The following is an 18,580-nucleotide window of genomic DNA, read 5'->3' as shown; positions in this document are numbered from 1 at the left end:
GGTTACGACAGAACGACGTTTGAGCCCGACTGCGGCAGCTCCTCACCAAAGCACCGCTGGTAGAATTCCGCGACCAGACCGCGCTCCAACTCGTCGCACTTGTTGAGAAAGCTCAGTTGGAATGACGTTCCGATATCGCCGAAGATCTCCGAGTTTTCGGCCCAGGTGATGACGGTCCGCGGGCTCATAACCGTGGACAGATCGCCGTTGATGAAGGCGCTGCGCGTCAGATCGGCAAGCCGCACCATCTTCGACAGCGTCTCGCGGCCATCGGGCGTGTCGAAGGACTTCACCTTCGCCGCCGCGATGTTCACCTCCTCGTCGTGCGGCAGATAGTTGAGCGTAACGACGATCGACCAGCGATCCATCTGGCCCTGATTGATCTGCTGCGTGCCGTGGTACAGCCCGGACGTGTCCCCGAGGCCCACGGTGTTCGTGGTGGCGAACAGACGGAAGGCCGGATGCGGGCGGATCACGCGGCTCTGATCCAGCAGCGTCAGCCGGCCCGAGACCTCCAGAACCCGCTGGATGACGAACATGACGTCCGGCCGGCCGGCGTCGTACTCGTCAAAGACGAGCGCGGTGTTCGACTGCAGCGCCCACGGGAGGATGCCTTCGCGGAATTCGGTGACCTGCTTGCCTTCGCGCACGACAATGGCGTCCTTGCCCACCAGGTCGATGCGGCTGACATGGCTGTCCAGGTTGACGCGCACGCACGGCCAGTTGAGCCGCGCAGCGACCTGCTCGATATGCGTCGATTTGCCGGTGCCGTGATATCCCTGAACCATGACGCGGCGGTTGTGCGCAAAGCCCGCCAGGATCGCCATGGTGGTTTCCTTGTTGAACAGGTAGTCCGGGTCCAGGTCCGGCACATGCGGGCTGGCCTGCGAAAAGGCGGGCACCTCCATGTCCGTATCGATCCCGAAAACCTGCCGCACCGACACCTTCATGTCGGGCGTGTTGTCCACAGCCGTGGTCTCAGCACTCATCAGCACTCATCCAGATTTGTTGCAATTCCGTTCTCTTGCCCCGCCTGACACCGCCGATGCAGGGGCATTTCCGCCGGGCCATTCCTCTTCAGGGTGGTCAAGAAGCGCGGTCAGCACAAGCCGGTCTTCTTGAGATATTTGTACGCCTGAATGACCTCGCGCAGTTTATCTTCGCTGCTCCGGTCCCCGCCGTTCTGGTCCGGGTGAAGCGTCATCACCAGGCTCTTGAACTGGGCGCGGATGTCGCTGGCCGAGGCGTCGGCGTCCAGCCCGAGCGCGCGCAGCGATTTCAGCTCGGCATTGTGCAGGCGCCGGCCCCGCTGCTGCGCTGCGCCCTCGCGCGGGTCGTCCGCACCAAAGATGCCCAGCGGGTCGGACACGTCGAAAGCATAGGCAAACGCTCGCCAGTCGTGCCCTTTGCCGCCAAGCCCGCCGCTTCCCGTCCCCACGTTCCAGGTCGGGCGGTGACCTGTCATCGCCGACTGCTGGAAGCTGGCGATCTCCTCGTCGCTCATGCCGCGGAAATAGTTGTATTGCTGGTTGTACTCCCGGACATGCTCGCGGCAGTAGAAGAAATATTGGCCCTCGCGGCCGCGCCCCTTGGGCGCGGGATGCGCGCCGGCGCGGTTACACCCCGGCCACTCGCAGCGGCGATTGCTCTGCGCCTCCTCCGGCTTTCGGGTCGGCTTGACCCGGATGCGATCGAAATAGGGCGAATCCAGCTTCATTGACGTCGTGTGAGCTTCCGCCTGTATATGGGGACGGAGTATGCTGCTTCGCCGCGACAGGCACAAGCGCGCAAAAGCGCACGTTCACCGGCTCCCCGCCGCTGTCCGGCGAAGCAAGCGTGGCCCATTCCAGCAAGGACCGGAGGTTGCCCCATGTCCGTCGAGGAATCCATGCGCCAGCATTTGACCGAGGCGTTTTCGCCCACCGTGTTGCGCATCGAAAACGACTCTGCGCGTCACGCCGGCCATGCCGCGATGCGCGCCGCCGACCCCGTCGCACCCGGCGAAACGCATTTCATCGTTCATATCGTCTCCGAGGCGTTCGAAGGCAAGTCCCGCTTGGAGCGGCACCGAATGGTGAATGACGCGCTGAAGGCCGAACTCGCAGGGCCGGTGCACGCGCTGAACATCAAGGCGCAGGCGCCGTCGGAAGTCTAGCCGCGCGCCACGAGGCTTTCACTTGCGGCGGCGAGCACCTTGCGCATGACGCTGGGAAGCGCCTCTTCCGGCAGATCGCCCGCGGCAACCCAGCGGCACGCGTCCGGCGCTGGCGTGTCGGCAGGAACATCGGCCGTGTAGACGTCGAGCATCAGGTGGAAATGCGTGAAAGTGTGCGTCACGGGTGCAAGCACCCGGCGCCAGTCAGCAGCCACGGGCGCTTCACCAAGCAGCGCGGTCTCTGAGCGCGTTTCGGTGCGCCACTCGGTGGTCGGCGGCTCCATCATCCCGCCGAGCAGCCCCTTCTCCGGACGGCGGCGCAGCAGCACGTGATCGTCAGGGCGCCGCGCCACGAAGGCCGCGCCCCGGCGTTGCGGGCGCTCGGCCTTGGGCGCGCGCAGGGGCAACGTGGCAGCCACGCCTTCCGCAAGGCCCTGACAATCCGCGCGCAGCGGACAGCGCGAACAGGCCGGCGTGCGCGGCGTGCAGATCGTCGCGCCGAGATCCATCATCGCCTGCGCGAAATCACCCGGCCGGTGCCTCGGGGTCAGCGTCTCCGCCAGCGAGCGCAGCTTCGGCTTGGCGCCGGGCAGCCGTTCGCGCACCGCGAACAGCCGTGCGACGACGCGCTCCACGTTCCCGTCGACAACCGTCGCTGGCTCATCGAACGCGATCGCGGCGATCGCGGCCGCCGTGTATGGTCCGATCCCCGGCAGCTTGACCAGTTCGCCCGCCGTGCGGGGAAACCGCCCGCCAAGCTCATCCGCCACGATCCGCGCCGTCTTGTGCATGTTGCGCGCGCGGGCGTAGTACCCCAGCCCCGCCCAGGCGGCGAGCACGTCCTCGACCGGCGCACGCGCCATGTCCTCGATGCGCGGCCAGCGCGCCAGAAATGCCCGGTAATAAGGCGCCACGGCCTTCACCGTTGTCTGCTGGAGCATCATCTCCGACAGCCAGACATGATAAGGATCGGCCCGCTGTCCAGGCGGTGCCCGCCACGGCAGATCACGCCGCGCCACGTCGTACCAGGCGAGCAAATCTTCCGCGATATCCACCGCCCCTGACTGCGCCAACTGCACCTCCCGCGCGAATCACTATGCTGTTTTCGGCCAGAGGTTCTGACACGGGGAAGGGTATGGCGCAAACGACGGCGGACACGGCGACAAAGCGGCGCGGCAAGCGCGCGCCCTCGCCCAACTTCACGCCCGATTCACGTGTTGGATACAGCGCCCCGAAACCCGCCGGCGCATTCACGCCGAGCCTGACGCGTCCCGCCTTCGAGAAGTACGGCTTTCCCGCTGCGGCGCTGCTCACCGATTGGGCCGGGATCGCCGGGCCCGAGCTTGCCAGCTATACAGCGCCGGAGCGTCTCAAGTGGCCCCGCCAGCCGGAGGCGCCGGAAGAAGCCCGCGGCCAGTCAGCGGCCACACTCGTCCTGCGCGTCGAGGGCCCACGTGCCATCGAATTGCAGCACCGTCTGCCCCAGCTCATCGAGCGGATCAACAGCTATTTCGGCTTTCGCGCTGTCGCGCAGATAAGGCTCTATCAGGCGCCGCTGGATCACCCGCGCGAGAGCCAGCTGCCGCCGCCGAAAATCGCGCCGCGTCCCGACCGCCGCGGCCTCGTCAAGCGCATTCAGAATCCGCGTCTGCGCACCGCGTTGTCGCGCATTGCCGCCGCCATCGACGCCTGAATCAGCCCTTCCGATCGTTGCAGTCACACAACATATTCTTGTGATGTTGCCGCGCCGCAAAAATCCTCTGGAATGCCGCTGGCGGGCCGCTTTCTTGCCTTAGGTTGTCAATAATCCAGAACCAACATTAGAGTGTTTCAAAAGGCGCGGTCCAACCCGCGTAAGGCCCGAATTCCGATGTTCAGGAGCAACAGCAGATGACCAAGTCCCGTTCCAAGGCGCAGTTCGTCTTCCGCCCGGCTGTCGCGGTGGCAGGCTTGTCAGTGTTGGGCGTGATCATGCTCAGCGCCCTGCACGAGGTTTCCGCCCCCGGCGTGATCGCCCGCGAGGCCGGCAAGGCGCAGACCGAAGCCATGACCACCGAGCTGGCTACGCCGGCGGCAAACGAGAGCGCGACAGCAGCTCAGACGGAAACGCCGGAGCCGGCAGCCCCCGCGGACAGCGAAAGCGGCACCGCGGGTCAGTCGGACGCCCCGGAGCCGGCGGCCGAAGAGCCGACCCGCGTCGCCGAAGCCCAGACCAACGCATCCGAAGCCGACGCAAGCGGGCAAAAGCTGGACGACATCGTCCTGGGTGATCCCGAGGCGCCGGTCACCGTGATTGAATACGCCTCGATGACCTGTCCGCACTGCGCGTCCTTCCACACGGAGACGCTGCCGGACCTCAAGGAGCAGTATATCGACACCGGAAAGGTGAAGTTCATCCTGCGCGAGTTCCCGCTGGACAATCTGGCGGCGGCGGCGTCACTGCTGGCGCGCTGCGTCGAAGAGGACAAGTTTTACGATTTCGTGGACGTGCTGTTCGAAAAGCAGTCGCAATGGGCGAACGCCGACGATCCGCTGCAGGAGCTACGTCAGATTTCCAAGGTGGCCGGCTTCACCGAAGCGCGGTTCAATAGCTGCCTGCGCGATCAGGAAAAGCTCGACTACATCCAGCAGGTGCGGGATACCGGGAACCACAAGTATGACATTCGCTCCACGCCGACACTGATCGTCAACGGGCAGAAGCTGGAGGGCAACCAGTCGATCTCGGCGCTGCAGCAGGTGATCGACCCGATGCTGGACGACGCCGAGGAAAGCTGAACATGGCGCGGCTCTGAGAGACGGAATGATCGGGTCCAGGATGTTGCTGGGCGGCGCGCCGCGCGTCGTCAGCACTCTCGCGGTTTTGGGCTTCGCGGCCTTCCTTACGGCTTGCGCCGGCGGACAGGTCAGTCAGCCGCAGACGCTGGAGGCGATGATCGCCGCTGGCGGCGGGCCGACGCTGGAGATGCTGAAGAAGCCCGGACCGCTTCCCGAGCGCACCATGGGCAACCCGGACGCGCCCGTCACGGTGATCGAATACGCCTCGCTCACCTGCCCCTACTGCCGGCGGTTCCATGCCGATGTCTTCCCGCGCTTCAAGCGCAATTACATCGACACGGGCAAGGTGCATTTCATCTACCGCGAATTCCCCATCGGGCGCAGTGCGGGCACCGCGGCAATCGCCGCCCGTTGCGTTGCCGACGAGCACTATTTCGCCGCCAATTGGAAGTTTCTCGCGGAGCAGCGCAAATGGGTCTCGCAGGAAGTCCGGCCCGACGCGATCTATAAAATTGTGCAAGAGTTCGGCCTCGACCGCGCCGCCTTTGACACCTGCCTGGAGAATCAAACGATAATTGATGGCCTGAAACAGGTGAAGGAGCGCGGGCGCGATCTGGGGGTTTCCGCCACGCCGACGATCTTCGTCAATACGGAGAAGCGCCGGGGTGGGGTCAGCTACGAGGATCTGGTCAAGCTGATCGAAGCCGCCAACGAAGCCGCGCCGCAGGGCTAGGCCCGCTTGCGCCCGCTTCTCTGTTGTGCTGAGCGAAAGGGCGCTTGCCGTGCAGATCACCCGCCTGAAACTGCTGGGCTTCAAATCTTTCGTCGAACCCACAGAGCTTCTGATCGAGCCGGGGCTGACCGGCGTGGTCGGACCGAACGGCTGCGGCAAATCCAATTTGCTGGAGGCGTTGCGCTGGGTCATGGGCGAGACCTCCTACAAGTCCATGCGCGGCTCGGCGATGGATGACGTGATCTTTTCCGGCACCGACTCCCGCCCGTCGCGGGACACGGCTGAAGTCACGGTCTATCTGGACAACAGCGCCCGCCGCGCCCCGGCCGCTTTCAACGACAACGACACCGTCGAGATCACGCGCAAAATTGTCCGCGAGTCCGGGTCGACCTACAAGGTCAATGGCCGAGAGGCCCGCGCCCGCGATGTGCAGCTCCTGTTCGCCGATGCCGCAACGGGCGCCCGCTCCCAGGCGCTCGTGCAGCAGGGCCGCATCGGCGAGATCGTCAGCGCCAAACCGCAGCAGCGCCGCCGCATCCTGGAGGACGCTGCCGGTATCGCCGGGCTGCATGGCCGGCGGCATGAGGCGGAACTTCGCCTGAAGCATGCCGAATCGAACCTGGAGCGACTGCAGGATGTGATGGGTCAGGTCAACCAGCAGCTCCAGAGCTTGAAGCGCCAGGCCCGGCAGGCGCGCAAATACCGCGAGATCTCGGAGGAGCTGCGCCAGGCCGAGGCGGTCCAGCATCATATCCTGTTCCAGCAAGCCAACGAAAAGGTCGCCGAGGAGGAAGCCGCGCTGCAGGAGGCGATGCGCGAGGTGGGCCGGCTGACCCAGGCGGAATCCGAAGCGACACGCGCGGAGAGCGAAGGCAGCGATTCCATCCAGCCGCTTCGCGACGAGGAGGCCACGCGCGCGGCCGTGCTGCACCGCCTGCAGGTGGAACAGCAAACCTTGGAACAGGAGGAGGCCCGCGCGGCGGAGCGCCAGCGCGAATTGCAGCAGCGCATCGAGCAGATTGGCAACGACATCGCGCGCGAGCGCGAAATGATGGAAGACGCCGCGCAGACGATCAGCCAGCTTGAGGCCGAGGAAGCCGCGCTGCGCCAGCGCGAAGGCAGCGACGATGGCCGCGCCGAAGCCGCGCAAGCCGTCGAGACAGCAAGCCAGGCTCTTGAGGCGGCAGAGCAGCGCCTGTCGGATCTGACCGCGCAGGCCGCGGATTTGCGCGCCCGCCGCCGGGAACTTGAGGGGCAGATCACGCAGGCGGAAAAGCGCATCGCCAGCCTGAGCGAGCAGCAGGAGCGGATTGCGCGCGAACTGGCGGAAGTCGACGCCGCGCTGGGCGAGCAGACCGAAATCGCCGGCCTTCAGGCGGAGGTCACGCGGCTCGGCGAGGCCGTCGCCGATGTCGAGGCCCGCACCGGCGAAGCCGAAACCGCCCTGGCCGAAGCCCGCCAGCGCGAGAAGGAAGCCGGCGAGCACGCCAGACAGACGCGGCTTAACGCGCGCCAGCTTGAAACCGAGGCGGCGACGCTGATCAAGCTCCTGCGCCCCGCCGAGAGCGATCAGTGGCGGCCGATCGTCGATGAGATCCGTGTTGCCCCGGGGTATGAGACCGCGCTGGGCGCCGCGCTGGGCGATGATCTCGACATGCCAGCGGACAGCCGAGCGCCGGCGCACTGGGCCGGAACCGGTGATATCAGCAACGACCCCGCCCTGCCTGCTGGAGCAAGGCCCTTCACCGAATTCGTCCGCGCGCCCCACGTCCTGACGCGGCGCCTGCGCCAGATCGGACTGGTCGATCCGGCGGACGGCCCGCGCCTGGCCCGGATGCTCGCCCCCGGTCAGCGCCTGGTCACGACACGCGGCGACCTGTGGCGCTGGGACGGGGTGCACGCGGCCGCCGACGCCCCGACCGCCGCCGCCAAGCGGCTCGCCGAGCGCAACCGCCTCGACGAGCTGACGGCCGAGGTCGAAAAGCTCAACCAGACCGCCGACGACGCCGAAGCCCAGCAGAAGCAAGCGGCCGAGCACGCCGCGGGTCTCGCCGCCGAGGAAAAGCGGCTGCGCGCACAGTGGCGTGAGACGCAGGCCGAACTGTCCCGCGCGCGCGACGCGCTGACCAAGGCCGAGCGCGAGGCACAGAAGACCGGGCAGAAGCGCGCCGCGCTCGTCGAAGGTCAGAGCCGCACCGTTTCCGATCTGGAGGAGGCCCAACGCCAACTCGCCGAGGCGCGGGAGGCGCTCGCCGGGCTGGCCGATGCGAGCACGCTGGAGGCCGCCGTTAGCGAGGCGCAGGCGGAAGTTGGCGCCAAGCGCGACGCCTATTCGCAGGCCCGCTCACACCTCGACGGCATCGAACGCGAACGCAAGCAGCGCGAACAGCGGCTCCAGAGCATCGCTTCGGAAATGGCACGCGCGGCAAAACGCCGCGACGCCGCCAGCACCCAGATCGCCGATCTGGAAAAGCGCGCCGAGGAAGCGAAAGCCGAGTTGCAAGAACTGTCCGGCATCCCGGAGGCCGCCGCGCAGCGCCGCGAAAAGCTGTTCAACGAGATCGCCCAGGCCGAAGCGGCCCGGAAGGAGGCCGCCGACAAGCTGGCCGAGGCCGAATCGGCCCTGCGGGACAACGCCAAGCACTTGCGCGAAATTCAGAACCGCCTGAGCGAAGCCAAGGAGAAGCGTGCGCGCATCGAGGCCCAACTCGAGGCCGCCCGCCAACGGCGCACCGAACGCGCACATGCGATCCGTGAAAACCTCGACTGCGCGCCGGAGGAATGCCTGCAGGTCGCAGGGCTTGCAACGGACGCGCCCCTGCCCGACGCCGACGAGCTTGACCAGCGCATCCACAAGCTGCGCGCCGACCGCGAGCGCCTTGGGGGCGTGAATCTGCGCGCCGAGGAAGAGGCGCAAGAGCTGGAAGAGCAGTTCGGCGTGATGCAGCAGGAGCGCGAGGACCTGGAGCAGGCCATCTCAAAGCTGCGCGGCGGAATTGCCAGTCTGAACAAGGAGGGGCGCGCGCGCCTTCTGGACGCCTTCGAGACGGTCAACAACCACTTCCAGCACCTGTTCAGCGTGCTGTTCGCCGGAGGTGAAGCGCGGCTGGAACTGATCGAGTCCGATGATCCGCTTGAGGCGGGGCTGGAAATCGTGGCGCGGCCTCCGGGCAAAAAGTCGCAGGTGCTGACACTGCTGTCCGGCGGGGAAAAGGCGCTGACGGCGCTGGCCCTGATCTTCGCCGTGTTCCTGACCAACCCGTCGCCGATCTGCGTGCTGGACGAGGTCGACGCGCCGCTCGATGACGCAAATGTCGACCGATTCTGCAATCTGATGGAGGAAATGGGCGGCACCACGGAAACGCGGTTCCTCGTCATCACGCACCATCCGATGACCATGTCGCGGATGCACCGGCTGTTCGGCGTGACGATGGCCGAGAAAGGCGTGAGCCAGCTCGTCTCGGTTGACCTGCGCACCGCCGAGCGGTTCCTCGAAGCGGGCTAGCCCGCCGGCCCAAGGCTTCGCAACTAATTTTTCTCGGAAAAACATGCCCTTAGCTGCGGTTTCTTGGCGCTTGACACTGCGCAGGCCCCTGTCTAAGTTGCGCGCGTCTGAACGCGGGCAGCTCCCACCGGCAAATTTCAACGCCTTAAGGAGACGGGATGGCCCCCTCCGATTCTGGTGACGACAAGAGCGGCGAGGACGGGTCCTCGACGGAGTCGATCCGCAGGCGGCTGGACAAGCTCGGCCACGAACTCGACGAGGTCGAAAAACGTCATCAGCCGCAGGAGCATGAGACAGGTGCGCGTAGCGGGGCACTCGGCTATGCGTTCCGGCTCGGCGCGGAGATGGTGGTCGCCATCGTTGTCAGCGGCGTGATCGGGTGGGCGCTCGACTCCTGGCTGGAGACCTCCCCGGCGTTCCTGATCATATTCCTGCTGCTGGGCACCGGCGCCGGCATTCTGGGTGCAGTGCGGTCGGCGCGACGAATGCAGCAAGACTACAGCGGCGACAAGAGTTAAGGGACGAAGCGTGGCGACGGAGACGAACGAAAGCGGCGCTGAGGCGCAGGGAACGGAGATGGCAGCCCCCGAGGCGCAGGGCGCGGAGGCCGCGCACGGCGCCGAAGGCAAGGGCGATTCCCTTGCGGCGATCTTCGATCCGATGCACCAGTTTGAAATCAAGCGATTCGTCGAATTGAACTTCTTCGGCCTTGATGCCTCCTTCACCAACTCGTCGCTGATGATGGTGATCGGCGTCACGCTGGTCAGCGTGTTTCTGATCGGCAGCATGCGCGGCCGCGCACTGGTGCCGGACCGGATGCAGTCGATGGCCGAACTGTCCTACGAGTTCGTGGCCAACATGGTCCGCGAGAACGCGGGCAGCGAGGGAATGAAGTTCTTCCCGTTCATCTTCACGCTGTTCTTCTACATTCTCGCGATGAACATGCTCGGCATGTTCCCCTACGCCTTCACGGTCACCAGCCACATCATCGTCACGGTAGCGCTTGCGCTTGTGGTTTTTATCGGCGTGACTGTTATCGGCATCATCAAGAACGGAACGAAGTTCATCGGCCTCTTCGTCCCCTCTGGCGTGCCGATCTGGCTGCTACCGCTGTTGGTGCCGATCGAGATTCTGTCCTATCTCGTGCGCCCGTTCAGCCTCTCCGTGCGTCTTTTCGCGAACATGATGGCGGGCCACACCATGCTTAAGGTGTTTGCCGGCTTCGTCATCGCCATGGGCGCTGTCGGGGGCTGGGCGCCGCTGCTGTTCATGGTGGCGTTCACCGGTCTCGAGATCCTCGTGGCCTTCCTGCAAGCCTTCGTCTTTGCGGTGCTGAGCTGCATCTATCTCAACGACGCGCTCCACCCGCATCACTGACCTGATCCAGAGTTCAACTGCCCCACACTTGAGCGTTCAATCGAAACCTGAGGAGTGAGATCATGGAAGTAGAAGCAGCCAAGCTCATCGGCGCGGGCATCGCCTGCATCGCGCTGGTCGGCGCCGGTCTCGGCATCGGCAACATTTTCGGCAACTACCTCGCCGGCGCCCTGCGCAACCCGTCGGCCGCCCCGGGGCAGTTCCCGAACCTGCTGCTCGGCTTCGCACTGGCGGAAGCGACCGGCCTGTTCGGCCTGCTGGTGGCGCTGATCATCCTGTTCGTGTTCTAGAACACGGCGGTCACTGACAAAGGATGCGGCGGCGAACCATCGGCGGTTGCGCCGCTTCATCACTCGCACGCAAGCATCCGGAAGTTCCGCCCGGCACGGAGGTGTCATGCCGCAGCTTGATTTCGCCGATTACGCGCCGCAACTCGTCTGGCTGGTCATCACGTTCGGCATCATGTACCTGCTGATGGCGCGCGTGGCGCTGCCGCGTATCGCGACCGTGATCGAGGAGCGCCGCGACCGGATCGCCAACGATCTGGCGCAGGCGGAGCAACTCCGTCGGGAGACGGACGAGGCCATCGCCGCCTATGAAAAGGCATTGGCCGACGCCAAGGCGCGGGCAAACGCTATTGCCCAGGAAACCCGCGATCGGCTGAACGAAGAACTGGCGCAGGAACGCCAGCAAAAGGAAGCCGAGATCAATGAGCGGCTGGAGCGGGCCGAGCAGGAGATCGCCAAGACCAAGGAGCAGGCGCTCGCGCATGTCGAGGAGATCGCCCGCGACACAACCGCGGCCCTGGTCGAGCAGCTTCTCGGCGAAAAGGTCAGTGATCAGGCGCTCGAATCGGCCGTCTCCCGCGCCACCAGCAAGCATGGAGTGGCCTGATGGACACGACATTCTGGGTTGCGGTTTCCTTCGTCCTGTTCATCGCGCTACTGGTCTATTTCGCGGTCCCGCGAAAGATCATTTCTGCGCTCGACAAGCGCGCGGAGAGCATCCAGCAGGAACTGGCCGAAGCGCGGCGTCTGCGCGAGGAAGCGCAGTCGATCCTGGCGGATTACCAACGCAAGCAGCGCGACGCTGAACAAGAAGCCAACGACATCATCGCCCAGGCCGAGCGCGAAGCACAGGCCTACGCGCAGGAGACGCGCAAGCAGTTCGAGGACATGCTGAACCGCCGCGTTCAAATGGCTGACGAGAAGATCGCCCGCGCGGAGGCGCAGGCCGTGGCCGAAGTGCGCAGCCGCGCGGTGGATGCCTCGGTCGAGGCCGCCGAGCAGATCATTGCCGAGAAGCTCGATGAAGATAAGGCCCGTGCCCTAGTTCAGCAGAGCGTCGAGCAGCTCAAGAAGCACGGGGGCGCACACTAACGCGGCCGCGCCTCCAAGGCGCGACCGCCTATGTAATTACCGCGCGCAGGGGTTCGCCTTTGCCACGCAACGGGTGAAAATGCCCTCCCGGTGGCATTCGATGCGCTTGCCCCGCGCCTCCCTCCAATAGCCGTAATCGTAACCGTAGACGTAGCGCGCTTCACGTTTCCACGCGAAGACGGCACTGTTCCGTGCAAACTGGCGCACCAGATTCTTCTTTCCGGCTGACCGGATCAACGCCCCGCAATGGGGCGGTGCATAGTCGTAGTAACCGCCCGGCCTGGCCTCGGCGTACGTGCTCGCCGCGCCGAACGTTCCCGCCGCGACAGCCGCGGCCATGACAAACTTCCAGATCATCTCGTCCCTCCTGCCGATTATCCGAAATCATCAAATCCAACAGGAGCGACGATAGCCCGGCCCGCCTGAACTCAGGCGGAACCGGGTATTCATAAACTATTCAGGGACTTGGCCGGGAAACCGCCCTACTCCGCGGCTTTGGCCTGCTGCGGTGGCTCCCACCTCAGCACCGGATGCCGCGCGGCCTTGACCTCGTCCAGCCGACGGCGCGGCGCAAAGCGGGGAGCCTCCGTGAACCGCTCGGTCTCGCCCGCAAGCGCCGCCTTGGCGAGCGCGCGCATGGCGTCGATGAACTGATCGAGGCTGTGCTTCGACTCGCTCTCGGTCGGCTCCACCAGCATTGCGCCATGCGCCACCAGCGGGAAGTAGACCGTCATCGGGTGGAAGCCCTCGTCGATCAGCGCCTTGGCGAGATCGAGGGTGGTCACGCCCGTGTCCTTCAGGAAATGGTCGTCGAACAGGACCTCGTGCATACAGATGCGATCGCCATAGGGCTGGCTGAACACATCACGCAGCCGCGCGCGGATATAGTTCGCGTTCAGTACGGCATCCTCCGAGGCCTGGCGCATACCGTCCGCGCCCTGCGCCATCATGTACGCCATCGCGCGCACGAACATGCCCATCTGGCCGTGGAAGGCGGTCAGCCGCCCGAAGGGCTGCTCGCCGGGGACATCGTCTGCAAACTCCGCAAGCGCTGCGCCGTCCTGGCCCGCCACAACGCGCGGCAACGGCGCGAACGGCGCGATTGCCTTCGAGAAGATCACCGGCCCGGAGCCCGGCCCACCACCGCCATGCGGCGTCGAGAATGTCTTGTGCAGGTTCAGATGCATCGCGTCGATGCCGAGATCGCCCGGACGTACCTTGGCGGCAATCGCGTTGAAGTTCGCGCCGTCGCAGTAGAGATAGGCGCCCGCCTCGTGCAGAATCTCGGCGATCTCGATGATATCCGGCTCGAACAGCCCGCAGGTGTTCGGGTTGGTCAGCATCATCGCGGCGGTGTCCGGCCCGACAATCGCGCGCACCGCATCCGGGCTGACCGTGCCGTCCTCGCGCACCTCGACCGGGCGCACCTCATAGCCCAGCAGCGCGGCCGTCGCCGGATTGGTGCCGTGCGCGCTGTCCGGCACGATGACAATGCGCCGCTGTGCGTTCTCCCCACTCGCCTCATGTGCGGCCTTGATGCCCATCATGCCGCAGAGCTCGCCATGCGCGCCCGCCTTGGGCGAGAGGGCGACGGCCTCCATGCCGGTCAGCGTCAGCAGCCAATGCGACAGCGTCTCCATCAGCTCGATGGCGCCGGGCACGGTGTTCTGCGGTTGCAGCGGGTGGATGTCCGCAAAGCCGGGCAGCCGCGCGGACTTCTCATTGGCGCGCGGATTATGCTTCATCGTGCAGGAGCCGAGCGGGAAGATACCGGTGTCGATGGCGTAGTTGTTCCGGCTCAGCCGCACATAATGGCGCACGGTCTCCGGCTCGCTCAGGCCCGGAAGGCCAATTTCGCTGCGCCGCTCCAGGCCGCCGAGCCGGTTCTCGCCTTCCGGCACGGTGATGTCCACGCCGGAGCGGTCCGGCGCGCCGGTCTCGAAGATCAACGGCTCCTCAATCTGGAGTGCGCGGTTGCCGGTGAACGTCGCCGGGCGAATATCGTTCGCAGCTTTGGTCATGCCAATACCTCCTTCAGGGCGGCAACATAGGCCGCGCGATCCTCGGGCGTCGTCGTTTCGGTCGCGGCGACGATGATGCGATCGGCGAGATCGGGCCGGTCCGGCCACAGACGCGCCGCGGGCACCCCGCCCAGCACGCCCTTGTCGGCCAGCTTGTCGATCACTTGAGCGCCGTCACCCGGCACCTGGATGGTGAATTCATTGAAGAACTGATCGGTCAGCACCTTGACCCCGGACACCTGCGCCAGATCGTCGGCCAGCGCCACCGCCGTGCGGTGATTGGCCAGCGCCAGGTCGCGCAGCCCGCTTTCGCCCATCAGCGTCAGGTGGATCGTGAAGGCCAGCGCGCACAGGCCGGAGTTCGTGCAGATATTGCTGGTCGCACGGTCGCGGCGAATGTGCTGCTCTCGCGTCGCCAGCGTCAGCACAAACCCCCGCTTGCCGTCCTCATCCGTGGTCTCGCCCGCAAGGCGGCCGGGCATCTGGCGCACATACTTCTGCCGTGTGGCGAACAGGCCGAGATAGGGACCGCCGAAATTCAGCCCGTTGCCGATGGACTGGCCTTCGGCAACCACGATATCAGCGCCCATTTCACCCGGCGGGGTCAGCGCGCCGAGCGACAGCACCTCGGTGACAGCCACAATCAGCAGCGCTCCGGCCTCGTGAACCTTGTCGGCCAGCTTGCGCAGATCGTGCACCCGGCCGAACACGTCGGGCGTCTGGACGATCACGCAGGCCGTCTTGTCATCGAGCGCTTCGGCGATTTCGTCGTCCTCGACCGCGACGCTCTCGTGCTCGGAGAAATGGCCGAAGGTTTCGATCACCGCACGGTAATGCGGATGCAGCCCCGTGCTGATCACGGCCTTCGGGCGCTTGGTGACGCGCTGGGCCATCAGCACTGCTTCTGACGCCGCGGTCGAGCCGTCATACATCGAGGCATTGGCAACATCCATGCCGGTGAGCATCGCGACCTGTGTCTGGAACTCGAACAGGTACTGCAGCGTACCCTGCGCGACCTCCGGCTGGTAAGGCGTGTAGGCGGTCATGAACTCGGAGCGCTGGATCAGATGATCCACCGTTGCGGGGACGTGGTGGTTGTACGCGCCGCAGCCGACAAAGAAGGGCACGGAACTGGCCGCAACGTTCTTGTCCGCCATGCGCTGCATCGCGCGCTCAAGCTCGATCTCGCTGGCGTGGCGCGGCAAGTCGGGCAGCTCCTTCAGACGCGCCGCCTCGGGCACATCGGCGAAAAGGTCGTCAATCTCGCGCACGCCGATCGCGGCCAGCATCGCAGCGCGGTCGGCATCGGTGTGGGGTAACAGACGCATCAGTCCAGGGTCTCCAGATAGCTCTTGTATTCGTCGGCGCTCATCAGCGTGTCGAGTTCGCCCTTGTCGGCGATCTTCAGCTTGACGAACCAGGCCTCGCCCTCCGGATCGGCGTTGACCTTCTCCGGGCTGTCGGGGAGCGCCGTGTTGACCTCCGTGACTTCACCGGAGACGGGCGCGTAAACTTCGCTTGCCGCCTTGACCGATTCCACCACGGCAAGCTCGTCATTCTGCGCGACCTGCTTGCCGATCTCGGGGAGTTCGACGAACACCACCTCGCCAAGCTGCTCCTGCGCGTGATTCGAGATGCCGACGGTTCCGGTATCGCCATCGACGCGGATGTATTCGTGTTCTTTCGTGTATCTGATGTCGGTCATGGTTTTCGTCCCTCGGCGTTCAGCGCGCACCTCGCGGGTGCCGACGCGGTGAGTGTCAGGAAGTCGCTTTCGCCTTGGTGGCGTAGCGATGGGCGACGAAAGGCAGGTCGACGACTTGGCCGGGGTTGGCCTTGCCGCGGATCTGGAAGGTCACGGGCGTGCCGGTCGTTGCCTCGTCGGCGGCGACATAGCCCATGGCGATCGGATGGCCGAGCGTCGGGCTGAAGGCCCCGCTCGTCACAACACCGATGCGCTCACCCTCGGCATCGAAGATTTCCGTGCCCTCGCGCGGCGTGGCGCGGCCTTGGGGTGTCATCCCGACGCGCAGGCGGGAGGGGCCATCGCGGAGTTCGCCCAGGATGCGGTCAGCCCCCGGAAAGCCGCCCTCGACGCGGCGGCGCTTTCCGATCGACCAGGCAAGGTCGGCTTCGACCGGCGAGGTCGTCTCGTCGATATCATGGCCGTAGAGGCACAGTCCCGCTTCCAGACGCAGCGTATCGCGCGCGCCAAGCCCTGCCGGCTTGACGGTCTCGTCCTCCAAAAGGGCGCGGGCGAAAGCTTCGGCCTGGTCGGCGGCCAGCGAAACCTCGAAGCCATCTTCGCCTGTGTAGCCGGAACGGGAAATCCACACCTTTCCGTAAGGCGTCGTCGCCACCGCGCGGAAGGACATGAAGCGCATGGCCTCGCATCCGGGGAAGTGCTTCGACAGCGCCTGCGCCGCCGCCGGCCCCTGCACCGCGATAAGCGCCTGCGACTCCAGCGGCTCCAGCCGCGCATCTTCAGTGTGCGTGGCAATATGAGACAGATCCACTTCCTTGCGCGCGGCATTGATGACGAAATAGAGCCAGTCGCGCCCGTCCATCTCGCCAACCTTCGAGACCATCAGATCGTCGATTATCCCGCCGTCAGCGTTGGTGAGCTGGGTATAGCGCATCCGCCCCGGCTTCAGCCCCGAGATGTCGCCGGGCACGAGGCGCTCCATCACGGCGCTGACGTCCGACCCGTGCGAGAGCAGCGCCTGGCCCATATGGGAGACGTCGAACAGGGAGGCCTGGCTGCGCGTGTGTTTGTGCTCGGCGATGATGCCCGTCGGGTAGTTCAGCGGCATCTCATAGCCACTGAACGGTACCATCTTGGCCCCGAGCTCAACGTGGAGGCCGTGGAGCGGCGTGCGTTTCAGTTGCGTATCGGCCGGGGGCTGCTGTGCATCTGACATGTCTCAGGTCCGTCGTGAGCGTTGATCGCTTCGCTGCCCGTCGGCATGAAAAGCGTCGCCCCCTCTGTCATGGAACCTGAGAGATTTTTCCGGCGTGCACGCGCCGGGTTACCCCTTCGGTGAGCCGGAGGCTTGCCGGCTGCTTTCCAGAGTGCTGTTCGGCCCGCGGTCCTTTTGCCTGAGAGTTTCCGGGGCGGTTGCTCCTTCGGCGCCGGCGCTGAAGGCCGATCTCTCCCGCGGTCGAATGTCAGCTATGTGCGCTCAGAATAGCGAAACCGCCCTGCGTGTCAAACCGACCCCGGAAACCGCCGGTCAGCGGCGGCTTCACGAGGCCGCTGGCTCCGGCCAGAGTTCCCGGATTTCGAACGGCAGCATGTTGCGCACATCATCGATTTCGCCCGGCGAGACGTGCCGCGAGAGCACCTGGAAGACCGCACGCGTAGCGTGTTCGACCTCCACCGGTGTCTGTGGATCGTCCACGATGTCGCGCAAGTTGTCGCGGACCTTGTCGAGGAACTCCTCCTTGGAGCGGATGCGCAGAGGCACGTCAGACGGGCGCCAGCCCTCGTAATAGAAACCGCGCACCAGCGCCGGGAACTGCGCGCCGAGCTGCACCGCCTCCTCGACCGTCAGCCGGTCACGCAACGCGTGAAGCACGCCCTTCAGCAGTCGGTAGACGCGCTGACGGTCCCGGGTGAGCGTCAGCTCACCCAGCTCCTTCATCCAGATATTGGTTTCGTGCAGGGTCCGCTCGAAGGTTTCCAGACCTGATTGCGTCATTTCCGCCCCTCCGTTCCGGTCGGTGTCCAGACACGAGATTAACCCGTCGACTGGGCGCAAGGTTCCGAGGGGTGCGGCGTGCGATTAGCTGGCGCCGGGAATTTCCCGGTCGAATGCCACGAAGAGCTTGTAAGATGATGGAGATGTGCCGGGCTCGGCCTCAAAGCTGATGGTGCGAACGACCGAGAAATAATCCACCGGGTTCTCGCGGCGCAGCTCCACCTCGACCATCATCCGCTCCGTGCGGATTTTCGAGCCATCCCCGCGCGTCAGATACAGGTTGACCGGCAGTTCGACCGTCCCGTCCTGGCCGCGCGGCCCCATCAGCACGCGCCCGGCAAACCCATACTTCACGCTCACTTGCGGGCCGTTGATCTGGCATTCGCGCGCGACCTTGGTGATGCTGCCGCGATGGCGCATGGCCAGTCGTTCGCCGACCCGACCCGGCTCATAAACTGTGATATGGCGATCCGCCGGCCAGATCTTGAACCGCGGACAGCCCGAGGCTGGACCCGAGGCATCGATTCGCCCGCTGGTATCAGACCGTGCAGCCTCCAGCATCCCCTCCTCGGTGATGGTCGCGGTCCAATCGGCATTTTCCGGCTCTTCTTCGGAAGAGCCGAACACGTCCGAACCGAGGCCCGAGGTAATCTGAGAGATGCCGCAACCGCTGAGAAAAAGCGTTCCGGCCACGATAACAGCCAGTCGCAGCGCGTGGCGGGCCGTGGCAACGTCCGTCGCCTCACGGGTCCTGACACGGCGGCTGCCGATCCCTATGTCCTTGTTATGCATCACCGGCTCACGCCGCCTCCTGTCCCATGCTGCGCGCGAGCTTTCCGATAAATCGTTAATTTGGACACTTCGTGACGATCCTCTTGTTCATCCGCAGGTCCGATTGGTACAAACATGGGCGAGAGCAGCGATTTTCACGGTG

The 18,580-nt window shown here is 65.3% G+C and carries 20 protein-coding genes and 1 riboswitch; of the genes, 10 read left to right on the top strand and 10 right to left on the bottom strand.

Annotated elements, in window-relative coordinates:
- Positions 1 to 2 precede the first annotated feature (2 nt).
- Both cobS and BXY53_RS07445 read right to left on the bottom strand, forming a co-directional pair.
- A complete protein-coding gene (cobS, locus tag BXY53_RS07450; protein WP_119061204.1) occupies positions 3 to 989 on the bottom strand; it encodes a cobaltochelatase subunit CobS in 987 nt (328 codons plus the stop codon).
- Between the two features lie 110 nt (positions 990 to 1,099).
- Positions 1,100 to 1,717, bottom strand: a complete 618-nt coding sequence (locus tag BXY53_RS07445; protein WP_119061203.1) for a J domain-containing protein — start codon at positions 1,715 to 1,717, stop codon at positions 1,100 to 1,102.
- Between the two features lie 153 nt (positions 1,718 to 1,870).
- Between BXY53_RS07445 and BXY53_RS07440 the strand changes: the two genes are divergently transcribed.
- Positions 1,871 to 2,155 (top strand): BolA family protein, encoded by a 285-nt coding sequence (locus BXY53_RS07440; protein ID WP_119061202.1) that lies wholly within the window; start codon positions 1,871 to 1,873, stop codon positions 2,153 to 2,155.
- Here the strand turns inward: BXY53_RS07440 and mutY are convergent.
- On the bottom strand, positions 2,152 to 3,234 hold the full coding sequence (mutY, locus tag BXY53_RS07435; RefSeq protein WP_342634965.1) for an A/G-specific adenine glycosylase: 1,083 nt from the start codon (positions 3,232 to 3,234) through the stop codon (positions 2,152 to 2,154). The genes BXY53_RS07440 and mutY overlap by 4 nt on opposite strands.
- Positions 3,235 to 3,290: 56 nt before the next feature.
- Here mutY and BXY53_RS07430 point away from each other — a divergent pair, with 56 nt between their 5' ends.
- The 9 genes from BXY53_RS07430 (at position 3,291) to atpF (ending at position 11,924) form a co-directional block, all read left to right on the top strand.
- Positions 3,291 to 3,848 (top strand): DUF721 domain-containing protein, encoded by a 558-nt coding sequence (locus tag BXY53_RS07430; protein WP_170144371.1) that lies wholly within the window; start codon positions 3,291 to 3,293, stop codon positions 3,846 to 3,848.
- A gap of 197 nt (positions 3,849 to 4,045) precedes the next feature.
- Positions 4,046 to 4,930, top strand: a complete 885-nt coding sequence (locus BXY53_RS07425) for a DsbA family protein (RefSeq protein ID WP_119061200.1) — start codon at positions 4,046 to 4,048, stop codon at positions 4,928 to 4,930.
- A gap of 25 nt (positions 4,931 to 4,955) precedes the next feature.
- On the top strand, positions 4,956 to 5,663 hold the full coding sequence (locus tag BXY53_RS07420; RefSeq protein WP_119061199.1) for a DsbA family protein: 708 nt from the start codon (positions 4,956 to 4,958) through the stop codon (positions 5,661 to 5,663).
- A 49-nt stretch (positions 5,664 to 5,712) separates the two neighbouring features.
- Positions 5,713 to 9,168 (top strand): AAA family ATPase, encoded by a 3,456-nt coding sequence (locus BXY53_RS07415; protein ID WP_119061824.1) that lies wholly within the window; start codon positions 5,713 to 5,715, stop codon positions 9,166 to 9,168.
- A gap of 158 nt (positions 9,169 to 9,326) precedes the next feature.
- Positions 9,327 to 9,686 carry an AtpZ/AtpI family protein gene (locus tag BXY53_RS07410; RefSeq protein ID WP_119061198.1) on the top strand — a complete coding sequence of 120 codons (360 nt, stop codon included), beginning with the start codon at positions 9,327 to 9,329 and terminating at the stop codon, positions 9,684 to 9,686.
- 142 nt (positions 9,687 to 9,828) lie between these two features.
- The gene (locus BXY53_RS07405) at positions 9,829 to 10,545 is read left to right on the top strand and encodes a F0F1 ATP synthase subunit A (protein WP_119061823.1); all 717 of its coding nucleotides are present in this window, start codon (positions 9,829 to 9,831) and stop codon (positions 10,543 to 10,545) included.
- Between the two features lie 62 nt (positions 10,546 to 10,607).
- Entirely contained in the window at positions 10,608 to 10,835 is a 228-nt protein-coding gene (locus BXY53_RS07400; RefSeq protein ID WP_119061197.1) for a F0F1 ATP synthase subunit C, read from the top strand.
- Positions 10,836 to 10,848: 13 nt separating this feature from the next.
- Positions 10,849 to 11,439: a F0F1 ATP synthase subunit B gene (locus BXY53_RS07395; protein ID WP_119061196.1), complete on the top strand. Its 591-nt coding sequence runs from the start codon at positions 10,849 to 10,851 to the stop codon at positions 11,437 to 11,439.
- Positions 11,439 to 11,924 carry a F0F1 ATP synthase subunit B gene (gene atpF / locus BXY53_RS07390; protein WP_119061195.1) on the top strand — a complete coding sequence of 162 codons (486 nt, stop codon included), beginning with the start codon at positions 11,439 to 11,441 and terminating at the stop codon, positions 11,922 to 11,924. Before BXY53_RS07395 ends, atpF begins: the two co-directional genes overlap by 1 nt.
- A gap of 36 nt (positions 11,925 to 11,960) precedes the next feature.
- Here atpF and BXY53_RS07385 read toward each other — a convergent pair whose 3' ends face one another.
- The 7 genes from BXY53_RS07385 to BXY53_RS07355 all read right to left on the bottom strand — a co-directional run bounded on the left by BXY53_RS07385 (position 11,961) and on the right by BXY53_RS07355 (position 18,438).
- On the bottom strand, positions 11,961 to 12,281 hold the full coding sequence (locus BXY53_RS07385; protein WP_119061194.1) for a hypothetical protein: 321 nt from the start codon (positions 12,279 to 12,281) through the stop codon (positions 11,961 to 11,963).
- Positions 12,282 to 12,406: 125 nt separating this feature from the next.
- Positions 12,407 to 13,945, bottom strand: a complete 1,539-nt coding sequence (gene gcvPB / locus BXY53_RS07380; RefSeq protein WP_119061193.1) for an aminomethyl-transferring glycine dehydrogenase subunit GcvPB — start codon at positions 13,943 to 13,945, stop codon at positions 12,407 to 12,409.
- The gene (gene gcvPA / locus BXY53_RS07375) at positions 13,942 to 15,273 is read right to left on the bottom strand and encodes an aminomethyl-transferring glycine dehydrogenase subunit GcvPA (protein WP_119061192.1); all 1,332 of its coding nucleotides are present in this window, start codon (positions 15,271 to 15,273) and stop codon (positions 13,942 to 13,944) included. Before gcvPA ends, gcvPB begins: the two co-directional genes overlap by 4 nt.
- Positions 15,273 to 15,650, bottom strand: coding sequence for a glycine cleavage system protein GcvH (gene gcvH, locus BXY53_RS07370; protein ID WP_119061191.1), 378 nt, complete (start codon positions 15,648 to 15,650; stop codon positions 15,273 to 15,275). The genes gcvPA and gcvH overlap by 1 nt, the downstream gene beginning before the upstream one ends.
- Before the next feature lie 55 nt (positions 15,651 to 15,705).
- Positions 15,706 to 16,866, bottom strand: coding sequence for a glycine cleavage system aminomethyltransferase GcvT (gene gcvT / locus BXY53_RS07365; RefSeq protein WP_119061190.1), 1,161 nt, complete (start codon positions 16,864 to 16,866; stop codon positions 15,706 to 15,708).
- Positions 16,867 to 17,022: 156 nt separating this feature from the next.
- A riboswitch (glycine riboswitch) is annotated at positions 17,023 to 17,113 on the bottom strand.
- 77 nt (positions 17,114 to 17,190) lie between these two features.
- Positions 17,191 to 17,646 (bottom strand): DUF2267 domain-containing protein, encoded by a 456-nt coding sequence (locus tag BXY53_RS07360; protein ID WP_119061189.1) that lies wholly within the window; start codon positions 17,644 to 17,646, stop codon positions 17,191 to 17,193.
- A gap of 84 nt (positions 17,647 to 17,730) precedes the next feature.
- Positions 17,731 to 18,438, bottom strand: coding sequence for a hypothetical protein (locus BXY53_RS07355; protein ID WP_119061188.1), 708 nt, complete (start codon positions 18,436 to 18,438; stop codon positions 17,731 to 17,733).
- Between the last annotated feature and the right edge of the window lie 142 nt (positions 18,439 to 18,580).

The sequence above is a fragment of the Dichotomicrobium thermohalophilum genome (assembly GCF_003550175.1).
In the GTDB taxonomy this organism is placed as follows: Bacteria; Pseudomonadota; Alphaproteobacteria; order Rhizobiales; family Rhodomicrobiaceae; genus Dichotomicrobium; species Dichotomicrobium thermohalophilum.
Note: the sequence above shows the minus strand (reverse complement) of the source record. Positions and strands in the feature narration are given on the sequence as shown.